The 17,035-nt window shown below is 69.6% G+C and carries 16 protein-coding genes; 7 read left to right on the forward strand and 9 right to left on the reverse strand.

Annotation, left to right across the window (positions count from 1 at the left end; translation table 11 throughout):
- The first annotated feature begins 283 nt into the window (after positions 1-283).
- Positions 284-517 (forward strand): hypothetical protein, encoded by a 234-nt coding sequence (locus tag AXA68_RS04985; RefSeq protein ID WP_066413647.1) that lies wholly within the window; start codon positions 284-286, stop codon positions 515-517.
- A 44-nt stretch (positions 518-561) separates the two neighbouring features.
- On the opposite strand, the gene AXA68_RS04990 is transcribed toward AXA68_RS04985, so the two are convergent.
- A complete protein-coding gene (locus AXA68_RS04990) occupies positions 562-2,835 on the reverse strand; it encodes a CDC48 family AAA ATPase (protein WP_066413648.1) in 2,274 nt (757 codons plus the stop codon).
- On the reverse strand, positions 2,832-3,083 hold the full coding sequence (locus tag AXA68_RS04995; protein ID WP_066413649.1) for an Hsp20/alpha crystallin family protein: 252 nt from the start codon (positions 3,081-3,083) through the stop codon (positions 2,832-2,834). The genes AXA68_RS04990 and AXA68_RS04995 overlap by 4 nt, the downstream gene beginning before the upstream one ends.
- 227 nt (positions 3,084-3,310) lie before the next feature.
- Between AXA68_RS04995 and AXA68_RS05000 the strand changes: the two genes are divergently transcribed.
- From AXA68_RS05000 to AXA68_RS05015, 4 genes are all read left to right on the forward strand, one after another.
- Positions 3,311-4,111 carry an alpha/beta fold hydrolase gene (locus AXA68_RS05000; RefSeq protein WP_066413654.1) on the forward strand — a complete coding sequence of 267 codons (801 nt, stop codon included), beginning with the start codon at positions 3,311-3,313 and terminating at the stop codon, positions 4,109-4,111.
- Between the two features lie 55 nt (positions 4,112-4,166).
- Positions 4,167-4,868, forward strand: a complete 702-nt coding sequence (locus tag AXA68_RS05005) for a hypothetical protein (protein WP_066413656.1) — start codon at positions 4,167-4,169, stop codon at positions 4,866-4,868.
- Between the two features lie 74 nt (positions 4,869-4,942).
- On the forward strand, positions 4,943-5,356 hold the full coding sequence (locus AXA68_RS05010) for an Hsp20/alpha crystallin family protein (protein WP_066413659.1): 414 nt from the start codon (positions 4,943-4,945) through the stop codon (positions 5,354-5,356).
- Positions 5,357-5,359: 3 nt separating this feature from the next.
- Positions 5,360-7,036 carry an ABC1 kinase family protein gene (locus tag AXA68_RS05015; RefSeq protein ID WP_066413663.1) on the forward strand — a complete coding sequence of 559 codons (1,677 nt, stop codon included), beginning with the start codon at positions 5,360-5,362 and terminating at the stop codon, positions 7,034-7,036.
- Positions 7,037-7,046: 10 nt separating this feature from the next.
- Here AXA68_RS05015 and AXA68_RS05020 read toward each other — a convergent pair whose 3' ends face one another.
- The 7 genes from AXA68_RS05020 to AXA68_RS05055 form a co-directional block, all read right to left on the reverse strand.
- Positions 7,047-7,931, reverse strand: a complete 885-nt coding sequence (locus AXA68_RS05020; protein ID WP_066413666.1) for an FkbM family methyltransferase — start codon at positions 7,929-7,931, stop codon at positions 7,047-7,049.
- A 10-nt stretch (positions 7,932-7,941) separates the two neighbouring features.
- The gene (locus tag AXA68_RS05025) at positions 7,942-9,093 is read right to left on the reverse strand and encodes a site-2 protease family protein (protein WP_066413668.1); all 1,152 of its coding nucleotides are present in this window, start codon (positions 9,091-9,093) and stop codon (positions 7,942-7,944) included.
- A gap of 195 nt (positions 9,094-9,288) precedes the next feature.
- Positions 9,289-9,549: a DUF7123 family protein gene (locus AXA68_RS05030; RefSeq protein ID WP_066413670.1), complete on the reverse strand. Its 261-nt coding sequence runs from the start codon at positions 9,547-9,549 to the stop codon at positions 9,289-9,291.
- Between the two features lie 475 nt (positions 9,550-10,024).
- Entirely contained in the window at positions 10,025-10,852 is an 828-nt protein-coding gene (locus tag AXA68_RS05035; RefSeq protein WP_066413678.1) for a molybdopterin synthase, read from the reverse strand.
- Positions 10,853-10,896: 44 nt separating this feature from the next.
- The gene (locus AXA68_RS05040) at positions 10,897-11,754 is read right to left on the reverse strand and encodes a 3-hydroxyacyl-CoA dehydrogenase family protein (protein WP_066413681.1); all 858 of its coding nucleotides are present in this window, start codon (positions 11,752-11,754) and stop codon (positions 10,897-10,899) included.
- A gap of 25 nt (positions 11,755-11,779) precedes the next feature.
- Positions 11,780-13,459, reverse strand: coding sequence for a histidine kinase N-terminal 7TM domain-containing protein (locus AXA68_RS05045; RefSeq protein ID WP_066413682.1), 1,680 nt, complete (start codon positions 13,457-13,459; stop codon positions 11,780-11,782).
- A gap of 259 nt (positions 13,460-13,718) precedes the next feature.
- Complete coding sequence (locus tag AXA68_RS05055; RefSeq protein WP_066418371.1) at positions 13,719-14,657, reverse strand: UbiA family prenyltransferase; 939 nt, start codon at positions 14,655-14,657, stop codon at positions 13,719-13,721.
- 285 nt (positions 14,658-14,942) lie between these two features.
- Between AXA68_RS05055 and AXA68_RS05060 the strand changes: the two genes are divergently transcribed.
- Positions 14,943-15,746 carry a class I fructose-bisphosphate aldolase gene (locus tag AXA68_RS05060; protein ID WP_066413686.1) on the forward strand — a complete coding sequence of 268 codons (804 nt, stop codon included), beginning with the start codon at positions 14,943-14,945 and terminating at the stop codon, positions 15,744-15,746.
- Positions 15,746-16,666 carry a class 1 fructose-bisphosphatase gene (locus tag AXA68_RS05065; RefSeq protein ID WP_066413689.1) on the forward strand — a complete coding sequence of 307 codons (921 nt, stop codon included), beginning with the start codon at positions 15,746-15,748 and terminating at the stop codon, positions 16,664-16,666. The genes AXA68_RS05060 and AXA68_RS05065 overlap by 1 nt, the downstream gene beginning before the upstream one ends.
- Positions 16,667-17,035 lie beyond the last annotated feature (369 nt).

Genomic DNA, 17,035 nt, shown 5'->3' on the forward strand with positions numbered 1-17,035 from the left:
TGATCGTCTGCCCGCCGATCGACTACGGTTCGAGTACGGTACCGATCCACGCCGTCCGGACACATAAGAATAGGTAGACCGCGGTGAAACTGATTCGTGAGTGGTGAGATCGGGGGACGAAAGCGGTATCTACACCGGAACAGAAGGGGTGTCAGTTCGGCATCCGGAGCCGGCGATCGGGTGTGACGGATCGGGTACGTCAACGGTGTTCGATCCACGATCACGGATTGATCGGACGGAAGTATCAGGATTCGTACTCGTACGGTGGCTTCCCACCAAGCTTATGCCCCGCCTCGTCGTGGAAGTGGTCATGACCGCACTCACGACCATCGCGGCCGCGCTCGGGCAGGCGGGCGTCCTCGGCGACCCGATCGGCCAGCTCCTCGTCGCGCTCGTCGTGGCCGCGATCGTGATCGTCGTCGGCAAGTTCGTGTTGAAGCTCGCGTGGCGGCTCATCACGATCGGGATCCTCGTCGTCGCCGTGTTCTACGGTCTGTCGGTCGCGGGACTGGTCTGAGGAACCGAGCGAAAAACGGAACGGCTGAGTCCGGGTCCCGGCGCTTACTGGAACGCGCCGAACTCGGCTTCCGCCGGGTCGTCGACCTCGGACCGTCGGAACTGTTTTTCGATCTCCTCGTAGCGCTCGCGGGTCTCCGGGGTGACGCTCGGGTTCACCTCCTCGAGGGCGTCCTCGAAGTGGGCCATCGTCACGCGGACGTTGCCGACGGACTCGCCGACCTCCTCGCGCGAGACGCTGGCGATGAACTCCCTGGAGGCGTTCATCGACGCCTCGCGGGCCACCGCCTCGAGGTCCGCGCCGACGTACCCCTCGGTCTTGCGGGCGATCGCGTCGAGGTCGACGTCGTCCGCGAGCGGCTTCTCGCGGGTGTGGACCTCGAGGATCTTCCGCCGGGCCTCCTCGTCGGGCACCGGCACGTGGACGTGCCGGTCGAGGCGACCGGGCCGGAGCAGCGCCGAGTCGATCAGGTCCGGGCGGTTCGTCGTCGCGATCACGACGACGTCCTCCAGCGACTCGAGCCCGTCGAGCTCCGTCAGGAGCTGGGAGACGACGCGCTCGCCGACGCCGGAGTCGGTCGCTCCCGACCCGCGCTCGGTCGCGATCGAGTCGATCTCGTCGAAGAACACGATCGTGGGCGCGTTCTCCCGGGCCTTCGAGAACACCTCGCGGACGCCCTTCTCGGACTCGCCCACGAACTTGTTCAGGAGTTCGGGCCCCTTGATCGAGATGAAGTTCGACTCGCTCTCGTTGGCGACCGCCTTCGCGAGCAGGGTCTTCCCCGTGCCGGGCGGACCGTACATCAGCACGCCCTTCGCGGCGGCCATGTCGAGCTGGTCGAACACCTCGGGGTACTCGAGCGGCCACTGGATCGTCTCGCGGAGCCGCTCTTTGGTGTCGCCGAGCCCGCCGACGTCGTTCCAGGTGACGTCCGGCACCTCGACGAACACCTCCCGGAGCGCGGAGGGCTCGATGCCCTTCATCGCCTCCTTGAAGTCGCCCTCGGTGACCTGGATCGAGTTCAACACGTCCGCGTCGATCTCGTCGCTCTCTAAGTCGAGTTCGGGGCGGATCCGCCGGAGCGCGTGCATCGCCGACTCCTTGGCCAGCGACTCGAGGTCGGCCCCGACGAAGCCGTGGGTGTTCTCGGCGTACTCGTCGAGGTCGATCCCCTCGGCCAGCGGCATGTTCCGCGTGTGGACCTGGAGGATCTCCTTGCGGCCGTCGCGGTCGGGGACGCCGACCTCGATCTCGCGGTCGAAGCGGCCGCCGCGCCGGAGCGCGGGGTCGATGGCGTCGACGCGGTTGGTCGCGCCGATGACGACGACCTCGCCGCGCTCCTCGAGCCCGTCCATGAGCGAGAGCAGCTGGGCCACGACGCGGCGCTCCACGTCGCCGCCGGCCTCCTCGCGTTTGGGCGCGATCGAGTCCAGCTCGTCCATGAACACGATCGCGGGGGCCTCCTCGGTGGCCTCCTCGAAGACGTCACGGAGCTGCTCTTCGCTCTCGCCGTAGTACTTCGACATGATCTCCGGGCCGGAGATCGTGTGGAAGCTGGCGTCGATCTCGTTGGCGACCGCCTTCGCGATCAGGGTCTTCCCCGTCCCCGGCGGGCCGTGGAGCAGGACGCCCTTCGGCGGGTCGATGCCGAGCCGCTTGAACAGCTCCGGGTGCCGCATCGGCAGCTCGATCATCTCGCGGACCTGCTCCAGCTCGTCGTCGAGCCCGCCGATGTCCTCGTAGGTGACGTCGGGGGAGCCGTCGGCGGCCGCGCCCTCCGGCGCGCCCGCGCCGCCGACGATCTCCTCCGCGGGCTTCTCGGAGATCTCGATCTCCGTCGAGTCGGTGACCACGACGGTCCCCGACGGCGACGTGCCCGCGACCTTCAGCGGGACCGCCTGCGACTGCCCGCCCATGAAGCCGAAGCCGAGCGGGAGCTGGACGTTCTGCCCCTCCGTGACGGGCTGGCCGCCGAGCTCGCGGCGGATCAGCGCGTCGATGTTGCCGCGGATCCCGAGCCGCTGGGGGAGGGCGATGGTGATCCGCTCCGCGGGCTCGACGTCGACCTGCTCGACCGTCACGCGGTCGTCGATGCCGACGCTGGCCTCCTGGCGGAGCTTCCCGTCGATGCGGACCACGCCGGTCCCGTCGTCCTCGGGGTAGCCCGGCCAGACGCGCGCGATCGCGGCCCCGTCGGAGCCCTCGACGCGGATGAAGTCCCCGCCGGAGAGCCCGAGCTCCTCGGCCGCGACGCGGTCTATCGCCGCGAGCCGGCGGCCGGCGTCCTTCTGTTTCAGGGGTTTGACGGTGAGTTTCATCGGTCACCCTCGATCGTCAACACGCCGTTCGTCACCGAGGCGCTCCGGGCCTCGCCGGGCAGTTCGAACTCCGATTCGGCCGGCTCGCCGTCGCGCTCGATCACGACGATCGCCGTGTCGCCGACGGTGTCGACGCTGATCGACTCGTCGTCGACGCCGACGTCGGCGGCGACGACCCACCCGTCATCGTACTCGTACCGGCGAAGGAGCGAACCGTCGCCGACCGATCGGGTCTGTCTGGTAGTCATCCTAACCACAAGTTAGGTGCGAGAGTATATAAACTAATCGGATAAAATCGCAAGACGTGAGAATAGAAACGCGTGAACGGTGGTATTGCGGTTCGGGTCCGTTTCGTCACGTCCGGAGGGATCGCGGAAGGCGGGCCCCTCGTCGGATCTCCCCCGCTTCCCGTCGGATCCTCCCGCTTCCCGTCGGATCCCCTCGTTTCATCCCGCCCGCGTACGGGGATCGGCCAATGGAGCCCACGGACCGAGCGGAACCCGCGGACCGAGTCATCCACCACGACCGCGCGACCGCGTTCCGCCGCTTCGACCGGGGCGGCGACGGGCCGACCGTCTGTTTCGTCCACGGAAGCGGCGGGAACGCCGGCGTCTGGACGGCGCAGGCACGGCTCGCCGACCGGTTCCCGGTCGTCGCGCTCGACCTCTCCGGCCACGGCGAGAGCGACGACGTGGGGACGCCCGCCGGGGAGGCGACCCTCGAGGCGTACGCCGACGACGTCGTCGCCGTCGCGGAGGCGACCGACGCCGACGCGCTCTGTGGCAACTCGCTCGGCGGGGCCGTCGCGCTGTGGACCGCGCTCGAACGCGACCTCGAACTCGACGGACTCGTCCTCGCGGGCACGGGCGCGAGACTCGCGGTGAGCGAGGGGCTGTTGGAGATGCTCGCGGACGATTTCGACCGCGCGGTGTCGTGGCTCCACGGCCCCGACCGGCTGTTTCACGACGCGTCCGCCGACCTCCTCGAGCGCTCGCGGACGGCGATGCGGGAGTGCGGCCGGGCGGTGACCGAACGCGACTTCCGGACCTGTCACGGGTTCGACGCCCGCGACCGGCTGGGCGAGGTCACCGTCCCGACGCTGGCGGTCGTCGGCGAACGCGACGCGCTCACGCCCCCGCAATATCACGAGTTCCTCGCGGACCGGATCCCGGACTGCGAGTACGTCGCGATCGACGACGCCGCCCACCTCGCGATGCTCGAGCGGCCGGCCGCGTTCAACGCGGCGCTCGCGGGGTTCCTGGAACGCCTCGACTGATCCGCGACGGACGGGCTCCGGACATCCTTTTGTCCCCGAGGAGGAGTCCGAGGGTATGGGAACCGACGACGAACGGGGATCCGGAGGGACGGTATCGGAGCCGTCGGCGGCGACGACGCCGACGACGCCGGACGGGGAGAACCCCGACATCGACGACCTCCTGCGGAAACTGGACTCGCTCGAGGAGACGGTCGACGACGAGGACGAACGCGAGAAGGTCAGACAGACGATCTCGCTGGTCGAGCGCATGCCGGGAAGCGACGCGTTCACGACGCGGATCAGCAAGTACACGACCCGGGACATCGCCCAGTCGTTCGTCGGCGGGATCGTCTTCGCGCTCCCCCTTCTCGTCGAGGGCGGGGTCTTCGAGATCGCCGCGTGGTTCGCGGCGGCGCGGGTCGCCGGCCTTCCTATTTATCTCGCCGGCCACGTCTGTTTCGTCGTCGGCGTGACCACCGGGCTGTTGTACTACGCCGACTTCCGGGACGTCCAGGTGTACCGGCCGATCCTCGGGATCGTCCCCCGCCGGCTCGTCGGCGTCCTGACCGTCGCGTTCCTCGTCTCCGCGGGGCTGATGGCGCTGTGGGGCCGGCTCCTCGCGGAGGACCCGACGACGCTGGAGGCGTTCGCCAGGGTGACCGTCGTCTGGGGCGGGGCGGCGTTCGGCGGCGCGCTCGGCGACATCCTCCCCGGGGAGTCGACGGGGCGGGACGTGAGCGAGCACTTCGAGGAGCTCGGCGACGTCTTCGACGACTGACTCCGTCGGGCGTCCGCCCCGGCCCGTCGAACGGGTACCACAGGTTTTTCGCCGCGGCGACCGTACGACGTTCCATGTCAGCGTTACGCGACGCGCTCCGGGACCTCCCGGACGCGGTGTTTGCGGACCTGCTCGAGTCCGACGACGGGTACGTCCTGCTCGTCGACCTCCCCGGCGCGACCGCGGGGACCACGGAGGTCCTCTTCGAGGACGGCCGGATCGTCATCGAGGCCCGCCGCGAGAAGTCGACGCCGGAGGGGTTCCGCTACGTCCGGGAGGACCGGCCCCTGTTCCTCGACGCCGAACTCCCGCTGCCGCCGGACGCCGACGGGGACGACGCCGACGCCGAGATGGACCGCGGCGTCCTCGAGGTGACGCTCCCGAAGCGCGCCGACGCCGACGCCCACCGGATCCCCGTCGAGGGGAGCGACGACGACGGCGGAAGCGACGATGGCGGGGTCGACGACGGGGACGAGGCCGGCGCCTGACGGGTGATCACGCTGGTCAACCTCCGCGCCTACTGGCGTTTCTTCGTCGTGATCCGGCGGTTCTCACCGCTGATCCTCGCCTACTGGCGGGACCGGAAGCGGTTCCTGCTGTTCGGGCGGAGCCGCGAGGTTGACGCGGCCACCCAGCGCGAACGCGCCGACGTCCTCCTCGACATCCTGCTCACGCTCGGCCCGACGTTCATCAAGCTCGGCCAGCTGCTGTCGACGCGGCCGGACATCCTCCCGCCCGCCTACATCGACGTGCTCGAGGGGCTCCAGGACGACGTCCCGCCCGCCGACTGGACGGAGTCGAGGCGGGTGTTGGAAGACGAGCTCGGCCCCGTCGACGAGACGTTCGACGACTTCGACACGGAGTCGATAAGCGGGGCGAGCCTCGGGCAGGTGTACACCGCGCGGTTCGAGGGGGAGGACGTGGCCGTGAAGGTTCGCCGCCCCGGGATCGAGTCGCTCGTCGAGGCCGACCTTCGAGCGATCCGCTGGTCGCTGCCGATCGTCAGACGGTTCATCGGCGGCGGCCGGGCGTTCTCGATCGAGAACCTCTCCGAGGAGTTCGCGAAGACGATCCGCGAGGAGATGGACTACCGGCGCGAGCGGGAGATGCTCGAGGAGATCAAGGCGAACTTCGCGGACGACGACCGCATCCGGATCCCGGAGGTGTACGAGGTCGCCTCGGGGCCGCGCGTGCTCACCATGGAGTACATCGGCGGAACGAAGATCAGCCGGGTCGACGAGCTCGACGCGGCGGGGATCGACCGGACCGCGATCGCCGAGACGCTCCAGGAGGTGTACCTCCAGATGATCATCGACGACGGCGTCTTCCACGCCGACCCGCACCCGGGGAACCTCGCCGTCGACGCCGACGGCGCGGTGGTCTTCTACGACTTCGGGATGTCCGGCCGGGTCGACCCGTTCGTCCAGGAGAAGATCGTGGAGTTCTACGTCGCCGTCGCGAGACAGGACACCGACGCGATCCTCGACACCCTGATCTCGATGGGGACGCTCTCGCCGGAGGTCGACCGCGACGTGATGGGCGAGGTGATGGATCTCGCCATCGCTGACGCCCGCGGCGAGCAGATCGAGCAGTACCGCGTCAACCAGATCATCGAGCAGGTGGAATCGACCATCTACGAGTTCCCGCTGCGGCTCCCCCGCAACCTCGCGTTGGTCCTCCGGGTCGCCACCGTCGTCGAGGGCGTCTGCGTCACGCTCGATCCCGAGTTCGACTTCATCGAGACCGCGACGAACTACCTGGAGGCGGAGGGGTACTACGAGCAGACCGCCCGCGAGATCGCCGAGGACGCCGGCAGACAGCTCCAGCGGACGACGGAGTCGCTCTTCACCGTCCCGCCGAAGGCCGAGTCGTTCCTCGACCGGGCGAACCGCGGCGACCTCCACGTCGACGTCACCATCGAGGACGAATCGCGGGTGCTCGACAAGCTGGCGATGCGGATCGCCTACTCCGTGCTGCTCGCGGTCGGCGTCCTCTCGGCGACGATCCTCTACTCGTTCGCCGAGGAGTGGCGGCTCGCGGCGATCGTCCTCCTGCTCGCGACGCCGCTCGCGGTCGCGTTGTACCGATCGTTCCGCAAGAAGCGGCGGACGATCCCGGGGAACCCGCAGTTCACCAGACAGGGAATGCGGGAGCGGCGCGACGACTGACGCCGGCGACTCACCCCCGACAGACCCAGACGTCGCCGCGCTCCTCCACGCCGTAGCCGCGTTCCGAGAGCCACGACCGGAGGGCGTCGGCGCGGTCGTCGCCGGCAGCCGGCGAGTCCCCGCCGCCGTCCTCCGACGGGTCGTCGCCGGTGGTTCCGTCGTGGACCTCGACGACGAGCAGCGGCCGGTGGGTCCGGACCGTCGCCGCCGCCCCGCGCAACACCGCCAGCTCGTGGCCCTCCACGTCGACCTTGATCGCGTCGGGCGGTGGGACCGGGTCGCCGGCGGCGGTGTGGTCCTCGACGACCGCGTCGTCGGTCGTCGCTCCGGCGGCAGAGCCGACGGCTCCGGCGGCTTCGTCGCCCGCGGCGACCCCTTCGACCAGGTCGTCGAGCCGGAAGACGGGGACCGTCTCGATCGCGGCGACGCGCGCGCCCCAGCGGGTTGCCCGGTCACGGTCGAACGCGGAGCACTTCGAGAACGTCGAGCGGTAGAACGGCAGCGACCCGCGCTCGTCGCCGAGGCCGGCCCGACGGAGGTCGATCCCGCGATCGCTCCCGACGTCGAGCCCGTTTCGGGCGGCGTTCCGGGCCAGCCGGTCCGCGCTCTCGCCGTTGGGCTCGAACGCGACGACCCGGCGGTCGGTGGCGGCGGCGAGCGGGATCGCGTGCTCGCCGACGTGCGCGCCGACGTCGAGGAGAGTCGCGTCGGCCGGCAGCCGGGAGAGCGCGGCCAGACCGGGATCGTCGCCGTGGGGGTTCGTCGGCTCGAAACTCCAGTACGTTCCGGCGACGGTTCGCTTCGGCGTGGCGATCCCGAGGGCGTACGTCAGGTCCGCGAGCCGGTAGAGCGTCCGGAACCCGAGCCGTTCGAGCCGCACGCGGGGATCGAGCATCGGCGGGGGATCAGGCCGACACGATCTGTATCGGGACGAGGAGGAAACAGAGCGCGCCCGCCCCGAACGTGAGCACGCCGACGGCGACGCGCGGCCAGCCGAGCCGCGCCTCGTCGTCGGGATTCGCCGGGCCGTTGAAGGCGATGAGCAGCGAGAAGACGCCCCAGAACGCCCAGAGGCCGACCGACTCGTCGAGCCCGAGCCCGCGTCCGTAGTGGAGGTACGCGGCGATCGCGAACAGCGCCCCCGGCACGAGCGACGCGATCGTCTCCTGCCGCGGCCCGACCATCGCCCGGACCATGTGGCCCCCGTCGAGCTGGCCGACCGGAAGCAGGTTCAGGAGGGTGAAGAACATCCCGACCCAGCCGCCGATGATCACCGGGTGGACCGCCCGCGTCGGGTCCGGGTACGAGGTCGGCTGCCCGATCGCCCCGGCGATGAGGCTCAAGAGCGGCGGATTGTTGAACCGGATCATCGTCCCGGAGCCGGTCGCGAGCTCCGCGGGAACCCGGATCGGGTCGAGCGAGAGCCCGACGGCCGTGACGATCACGGTGGCGACGAGGCCGGCGATCGGGCCTGCGACGCCCACGTCGAAGAGCGCCTTCCGTGAGGGCATCCGGCCGCGCATCCGGATGACCGCGCCGAGCGTCCCGAACGGGAAAATGAACGGGATGACGTACGGCAGCGACACGTCGACGCCGTGGTACCGGCCGGCGACGTAGTGGCCCAGCTCGTGGGTCATCAACACGCCGAGGACCGCGGCCGTGAACGGCCACGCCTGAAGCATCGTGAGGGGGTTCGCGCGGATCTCCGCGAGCGGGACGTAGTACCAGCCGTACGCGCCGACGAACAGCGTGGAGAGCACCGTCGCGAGGAACAGCCCCACGTTCACCCACGGGATCCCCTCGCGCCCGTGGCCGAACGGGGTCGCGACGACGACGTGGCCGTCCTCGACGGTCTCCACCTCGACGTCGTAGCCGGCGTCGCGGAACGCCGGGACGAGCTTCCGGAGGAGCGTCCGCTCGGGGATGTACGACTCGCCCACGTACCGGACGCGTCCGTCCTCGCGGCGGACCTCCTCGACGCGGAAGAACGTCCGGAGCGGGTCGGGACGGGGGACGTCGGACGCCGCCGACGCCGTCCCGTCCTCGCGTTCTGGCATCGTGGGCCGTTGGCCGTCGCCGAGTATAAACCCCGCGTCACCGGACGCGGAACGAACCGGCCCGCGGCCGACGGCGGGGGCCGGTGACCGGATACGGTCGGCGCGAAGAGAACGAGGGTTCGACGGAGGCGATCCGCGTTCGCGGAAGCGATCCGTCAGCGGGGACGCGCGAGCGCGTCCGGTTCGGGGACCGATTCAGGCGGACTCGACGCGCCAGGTCGTCGCGCCCGTGTACGACCACTTCTCGACGGTGAGCTCGGTTGCGGACTCGCTGAGCTTCACCATCAGCGCGCCGATCTCCTTCGGCGAGAGGTCGACGTCGTCCGAGATGAACTTCCCTTTGAAGTACATCTCGCCGTCTTCGGCGCGTTCGAGCAGGTACCGCTTCAGCCGCTCCTCCTTGGAGAGGTCGTCGGTCGTGCCCGCGTTCGTGGAGGGGTTCGCAGTCGCGCTCATGGTACATCCACTCCATGGCGACGGGGGATGTTATAAAGAGGAGACCGTTGGTCGGCATTCAGGGGGTTTCAGCTCCTTTCAGGCGTCAAACGAGCGGTAAAACGTCCTCAACGACGTTTTATGATCGTTCGAGAGGTACGTAGACCGTTTATACGTTCCTTAGATCCGTTCGATCTGATCCCGCCGGATTCGGCATCGGGGAGGGGCGTGCGAACGTCGCCTCCGGCTTTTAACGGAATATTTTGCCTAAATCCTGACGAGCGGGCCGTCCAAGCGCGGTCGAGCGCGGACCGCGTGCGGAGTCGCTCGGTGGAGGATCCACTTCGGACCGGCCCCGGATCGGGCCCGGATCAGCCCGGACCGACCCCGGATCGGTTCCGGATCGGTTCCGGATCGGTTCCGGATCGGGCCCGCTCCGAGTCGGATCCGGACCGCGGGTCACGGCGACTCGCTCGGGGGCGATCGACCGAGTGGTTCACGGCCGCTGATGGAGCCAGAACTCCTCGGACTCGGTGGTCTCTTTCTTGAAGATCGGCACCTCGTCTTTGAGCCGGTCGATCCCGTCCTCGACCGCCCGGAACGCCTCCGCGCGGTGGCCCGCGAGGACGACCACGAAGACGATGTCCTCGCCGGCCTCGATCACGCCCGTCCGGTGGTGGAAGGCCACCTCGAAGACGCCCTCCCGGTCGGTCAGTTCCGCGGCTATCGCGTCCATGCGCTCGCGGGCGACGCCATCGTACTTCTCGAAGGCGAGGTGGGTCGTCCGGTCGTCGTCGGGGGCGTCCCGCGCGCGGACCCGACCGGTGAACGTCGCGATCGCGCCCGACCGCTCCGCGTCGGCCGACCGCTCGACGCGCTCGACGAGCAGTTCGCGGGTGATCCACGGCTCCGCGCGCTCGAGCGCCGCGAGGAGGGCGTCGACGTCGACGTCGTCGGGGCGCTCGCCGCTCGCGATCACGTCTCCGGGAGTGTCGTCCGGACCGGCGTCGGGACCGAGGAGCACGGTCGGCACCCGCAGACGGTCGTAGCCGACCGCGACGAGGTAGTCGTGGTCGGGCGCGAGGTCGTCGAGGAGCGCGTCGAAGCTGTCGACGGTCCCCCGTCCGGTCCAGCTCCCGTCGGGGGCGAGCGCGAGGGTCGTGTCGCCGGCGGGAGTGCCGTCGACGGTTCCGGGCTCGTCCGACTCGTCCGGCCCGCCGGCGTTCTCCTCCCGCCGAACGACCGCGACCCGGCCCGCCAGCCGCTCCGCGAGCGTCCCGGCGAGGTCGTCCGCGCCGGGACCGAGTATCGAGATCGGGTGCATGCCCGAACGCGGGCGGCGAGCGGCTTAGGCGTTTCCCGGTCGACTCACTCGTAGACGTGGAACCCCTCGCCGGTCTTCTTGCCGAGGTCGCCGGCGGCGACCTTGCGTTTCAGGAGGTAGGCGGGCTTGTATCGGTCGCCGAGCTCCTCGTGGAGCGTCTCGCTGGCGTCGAGGACCACGTCGAGCCCGATGTGGTCGGCGAGCTCGAGGGGACCCATGGGAACGTTCGTGCCGAGCCGCATGCCGCGGTCGACGTCCTCCCGCGTCGCGACGCCCTCGTCGTACGCGCGGATCCCCTCGTTTATCCACGGCATCAGGATCCGGTTGGTGACGAATCCCGGCTTGTCGTCGGACTCCCACGTCTCCTTGCCCAGCTCGGCGGCGAACGCGTGGGCGAACTCGACGACCGCCTCGGCGGTGTGCTCGCCCACGACGACCTCGACGCCCTCCATCACGGGGACCGGGTTCATGAAGTGGAGGCCGACGACCCGGTCCGGGCGGTCGGTCGCGCCCGCTATCTCCGTGACCGACAGCGTGGACGTGTTGGTCGCGAGGACGACGCCGTCGTCGACGATCCCGTCGAGGTCGGCGAAGACGTCCCGTTTCACCGCCATCTGCTCCACCGCCGCCTCGATCACGAGGTCGGCGTCCGCGAGGTCCGCGAGGTCGGTGGTGCCCGCGATCCGCGAGCGGATCGTCGCCGGCTCCTCGTCGAGCGCGCCCTTCGCGGCGAGCCGCTCGAGGCTCGAATCGATCTCCTCGAGGCCGCGGTCGACGTACTCGGGTTCGAGGTCGCGCATGGTCACGTCGTAGCCGGCGGTCGCGGCGACCTGCGCGATGCCGTGGCCCATCGTTCCCGCGCCGACCACGCCCACCGTCTCCACGTCGGATGGCTCGTACATGGGATCCGCTGGCGCGGGGGCGGGACTAAGCGTTGTGGTCCGGGACACCGCGCCGACGGACGGGGACCGTCGCCGTGACGACCGTCCCCGTGGGGTCGTTCGACTCGAACGTGACCGAGCCGTCGATCACCTCCGTCCCCCACTTCACGAGCCAGAGGCCGAGGCCGCTCGCGTGCCGGAGCGGGGTCTCGGTGCCCGAGTTCAGGACGTCCAGCTCGTAGTCGTCGATCCCCGGTCCGTTGTCGACGACTCGGAGCCGGGCGCGGTCGTCGTCGAGCTCCGCCGTCACGGTGACGCGCCGGTCCTCGCCGTCGTTGTGGAGCGCGGCGTTCTCGATCAGGTTGTTCAGGACGACGGAGAGGCCCTCGGAGACGGCGGCGTCCTCGGCGGGGTACTCGAGTTCGAACTCGACCGCCGGGAACGCGTCGCGGGCGTCGTCGAGGCTCCGCTCGAGCAGGCCGACGAGCGACGTTCCACCCCGGTCGTTCACCGTGTCCTCGAAGAGGTCGATCGCGTCGCGGCCCTTCTCGCTGATCTCGACGATGCGCGCCGTGCGCTGTGTGATCGTCTCGGCCGTCTCTCCGGAGGTGCGCTCGGCGTACCCCTGGATGATGTTGGTCTCGGTGCGGATGTTGTGGCGCAACACGCGGTTGAGCACCTTCAGGCGCTGCTGTTGTTGGAGGTACCGCGTGACGTCGTGGAGGGTGAACACGTAGCCGAGCGTCCCCCCGTGCCGGTCGGTGAGTTCGCTCACGCCCACGTCGTACGACCGCGACGCCGACCCGGTGCCGACCGTCAGGAGCTCGCGTTCGCCGTCGGTTCGAAACGGTTCGCTCAACGGGAGCATCTCGGTTCCCCGTGACCCGACCGCCCGCTTCACGTCCACCTCGAGGGTCTCCGCGGCGGCCCGGTTCATCTCGACGATCGTGTCGTGTCCGTCGACGACGACGACGCCCTCGTGGATGTGGTCGAAGAGGAACTGCTTCGCGCGCCAGGCGGGGGCCGGGTTGGCCCCGAACATCCGGAACCGGTCGATGGCACCCAGGTACGCGACGCCGGAGATCGCGAACGCGATCGGCGTCGGGTCGATGCCCACGTTGGGGAACGCCCCCAGGTTGTAGAGGACGTTCGTCGCCCACGGCGTGACGACCCCCACGATCAGCGCCGCGCTCTGCCCGCGGAACGCGGTCGCCCCGCTCGAGAGGAGCCCCAGTATCGGGACGATCCCGAGCACGGCGAGCAGGTAGGTGTAGCCGGCGGCGACCACGTACCAGATCCCCCCCTGTTCGACGAGCACGGACCCGCGGGCGGTGACGCCGACCTCCCGCACGTACAGGAGGCCGTGATACTCCTCGGTCAACGCGAGAGCGACCGTGAGCGCCGGAATCACGGCCAACAGCGCGACGTTCCGGCGGGTGAGGTACTCGTCGCGTCCCGTGTACTCCAGGGAGAACAGGATCCACGCGACGGGGACGGTCATGACGCCGACCCAGCCGACTCGCGTCCAGAACACCGCCTCCGCGGCCGTTCCCGCGGAGAGGCTGAAGACGATGCACGTCGACCACCACGACTGCCCGGCCAACAGCCACACGAGCGGCATCGCCCCCGGATTCGGCCGCGCCCGCCACGCGAGGATCGCGGCGCTGACCCCGATGGCGACGGAGCCGAACAGGAGGGGGACGGCCGCCGAAGTCGGGGGAAACACGTGAGGGCGTAACGGAACCCCGACATATGAATTATCCGGGAGACGCCGGGAAAACAAGGAGGATCGGCGGTGGCGACCGGACGGATCGGGGGCGTTCGGGGACGGATCGGGGACGTTCGGAGAGGGATCAGGGGCGTTCGGAGACGGATCGACGGCGGTGTCGGGCGAACGGCGGACGACGGCGACGGTTCACGGAGCAAAAAAGACGGGTCGCGGTCGGTCGCGGTCGGTTCGGTCCGATCGCGGTCGATCCGGTCGCTCAGATCCCCGTCGTGAACACGAGGAGGAGCGCGAACACCACGAGGTGTTTCGCCTCGCCGGCGATGGCGAGACGCCCCGGTGCCGCGTTCCGGCCCACGAACCACGCGAGAACCAACGCGTAGCCGAGGCCGACGAGTATCGCCGCCGCGGCCGCGGCCGGCAGTATCCCGAGGGATAGCGCGGCCACGACGAAGGCGACGAGCGCCAGGTCGAGTCCGTACAGGATGTGCCGGGTCCGTCGAACCCCGAAGACGACCGGAAGCGTCGAGACGCCGACGGCCTCGTCGGCCTCGACGTCCCGGACGTTGGGGATCTCCGTGTTGACGAACGTGTCGACGAGGAAGTAGACGAACACCACCGCCGCGAGCGGCGTCACGGACGCCTCGGCGAACGCGAGCGGCAGGCCGACGACCGCGATCGCCCACGCCGAGGCGACGATCGTCGAGTTCACGATCAGGACCCGCTTCAGCCGCTTGAAGTAGGACCCGAGCGACGGCAGCCAGTCGGAGGCGTAGAGGATCCAGAAGCCGCCGGGAAGCAGGGTGATCGCGAGCGCGAGCGGCCCGCCGGTCAGCGAGAGGGCGATCGCGAGACCGTACGTGATCGCCGTGAGGACCGACAGCAGCGTGCGGTGGCGCGTCACGAACGCGCTCCGTTCCGGACTCGACACCTCGTCGTCGGCCGCGTCGGCGATCCGGTCGCCGGCGTACACCGCGAAGGTGACCAACCCGACCACGATCGGGGCGGGGTTTGGCGGTATCGACAACACGATGTGTACCGTCAGGACCTCGATCATCGCGATGAACACGAGGTACGTCGAACTATACGTCAGGACGTCTCTGATCCGGCATCCGACGTCGACGACCGATTCGGGCACGTCGGCGTGCCACGGAACCGCGTCCGTGGATACCGGGGTTTCGTTCGTTTTGCTAGCCATGGGTTCGGCGGCGACCGCCGGACGGCCGATCCGCCGGCGATCGCCGGATCGACCGTCGGCCCGCGCGATCCTCAAAGCAGGGGTCGAGACGGGCGTCACATGGCGGCCGTCGCCCCGGATAGCGCCCCGATCTCCTCTCCGGCAGCCCGTTTACTATTTCGATAGTTAGTTATTCACAACCTGTCGAGGTAGAGACCCTACGGCCGGGTAATACGGGGGTTTCGGGTCGACCGATCGCCGAGCGACCATAGCCCTTTTTGGTAACGTAACTGGAACTACGTACCGATGCTCCCACACGCCGCCGACGAGATATCCAGGGACGGAAAGTCGCTCATCCTCGCGTACGACCACGGGCTCGAACACGGGCCGGTCGACTTCGAGCCGAACCCGGCGACGGCCGACCCGGAGCGGCTGTTCGAGCTGGCGACCCACAGCGCGGTGACGGCGCTGGCCGTCCAGAAGGGGGTCGCCGAGGCGTACTATCCCGACTACGCCGACGAGGTGAACCTGCTGTTGAAGCTGAACGGGACCTCGAACCTGTGGCGGGGCGAGCCGGACAGCGCGGTCAACTGCTCGGCCGAGTACGCCGCCGAGCTGGGTGCCGACGCGATCGGCTTCACCGTCTACGGCGGCTCGAACCACGAGGTCGAGATGGCCGAGGAGTTCCGCGAGGCTCAGGAGGGGGCCCGCGAACACGACATGGGCGTCGTCATGTGGTCGTACCCGCGCGGACAGGGGCTGCGCAACGACGGGAGCCCCGAGGTGATCTCCTACGGGGCGCGGCTCGGGCTCGAGCTCGGCGCGGACCTGGTGAAGGTGAAGTATCCGGGCTCCGCCGAGGCGATGGGCGACGCCGTGGAGATGGCCGGCCCGACGCAGGTGGTAATGTCCGGCGGGACGATGCGCGACGACAAGGCGTTCCTCCGGAACGTCGCGGACGCCATCGACGCCGGCGCGACTGGACTTGCCGTCGGCCGAAACGTCTTCCAGCGCGACGACCCCGAGCGCATCCTCGACGCGCTCGAGGCCGTGGTCTTCCAGGAGGTCGACCCGGCCGAGGCGCTGGCCATCGCCGAGAGCGACGACTGATGGCCGACCCCGACCCGGTCGTCGAGGCCGTCTTCGACGCGGTCGCGGCGACGGCCCCGACGATCCGCGACGCCTTACCCGGCCGGCGCGTCGAGAGCGGGACGGAGAACCCCTCCGGCGAGACGGTGCTGGCGGGCGACGTGTACGCCGACGAGCTGCTCTTGGAGGCGCTCTCCGCGGTCGAGGGCGTCGGCTCGTTCGTCAGCGAGGAGCGTCCCGAGGCGATCGACGTGGGCGGCGCGGTCGGCGAGGACGGCGAGGACGGAGCGGGCGCGTACGCGGTCGCGATCGACCCCCTCGACGGCTCCTCGAACCTGCGGTCGAACAACGCGATGGGGACCGTCGTCGGGATATACGACGCGCCGCTTCCGGCCACCGGTCGGGATCTCGTCGCCGCCGGCTACGTCCTCTACGGCCCGATCACGACGATGGTCGTCGCCGACGGGTCGGGCGTTCGAGAGGAGGTCGTCGAGCGCGGCGACGGTGACGCCGCCGACGGCTCCGGCGTCACCCGCTCCGTCGTCGAGGACGACCTCACGCTGCCCGACGAGCCGACCGTCTACGGCTTCGGCGGCCGGGTGCCGGACTGGCCCGACGCGTTCCGCGAGTACGCACGCGAGGTCGAGGACGAACTCAAACTGCGGTACGGCGGAGCGATGGTCGGCGACGTGAACCAGGTGGTGACCTACGGCGGGGTGTTCGCGTACCCCGCGCTGGTCGACGCGCCCGACGGGAAGCTCCGGCTCTCCTTCGAGGCGAACCCGATCGCGCACGTCATCGAGTCGATGGGCGGGGCCTCCTCGAACGGCTCGAGATCGATCCTCGACGTCGAGCCCGAGGGGATCCACGACCGCGTCCCGCTGTACGTCGGCAACGAGGAACTGATCGACCGGCTGGAAGCGGCAATCGACGAGGAGTAGAGAGAAGCCGTCGTTTTCGTGTTCTAAGCGGTGGCGCGCCTCCGAACGGCCGAAGGCCGCGAGGAGCCCGCGAGGGACGCTGCGAACGCAGTGAGCAGCGAGGCTGGGGAGGCGTGAGGCGCGGGGCTGTGCTGTTGCGGGGTGGGATTCAAAGGGGCAGCCGCGATTCCCGCGAGCGTAAGCGAGCGGGAAGTCGAGAGACGAAGTCTCTCGGAAGGACGAAGCTCGGCGACGCAAGCACCGCAGAAACGAGCGCAGCGAGCGACGAGGAGCGTGGTTCGAAACGGCAGAGCCGTTTCGTCATCACGAAAGGCGCTTTGCGCCTTTCGAACGACAGCGAGCCGCGCGAGTCCTCGCGACTGGGGCTTT

Origin of the sequence: Halorubrum aethiopicum (assembly GCF_001542905.1) — an archaeon.
Classification (GTDB): Archaea; Halobacteriota; Halobacteria; order Halobacteriales; family Haloferacaceae; genus Halorubrum; species Halorubrum aethiopicum.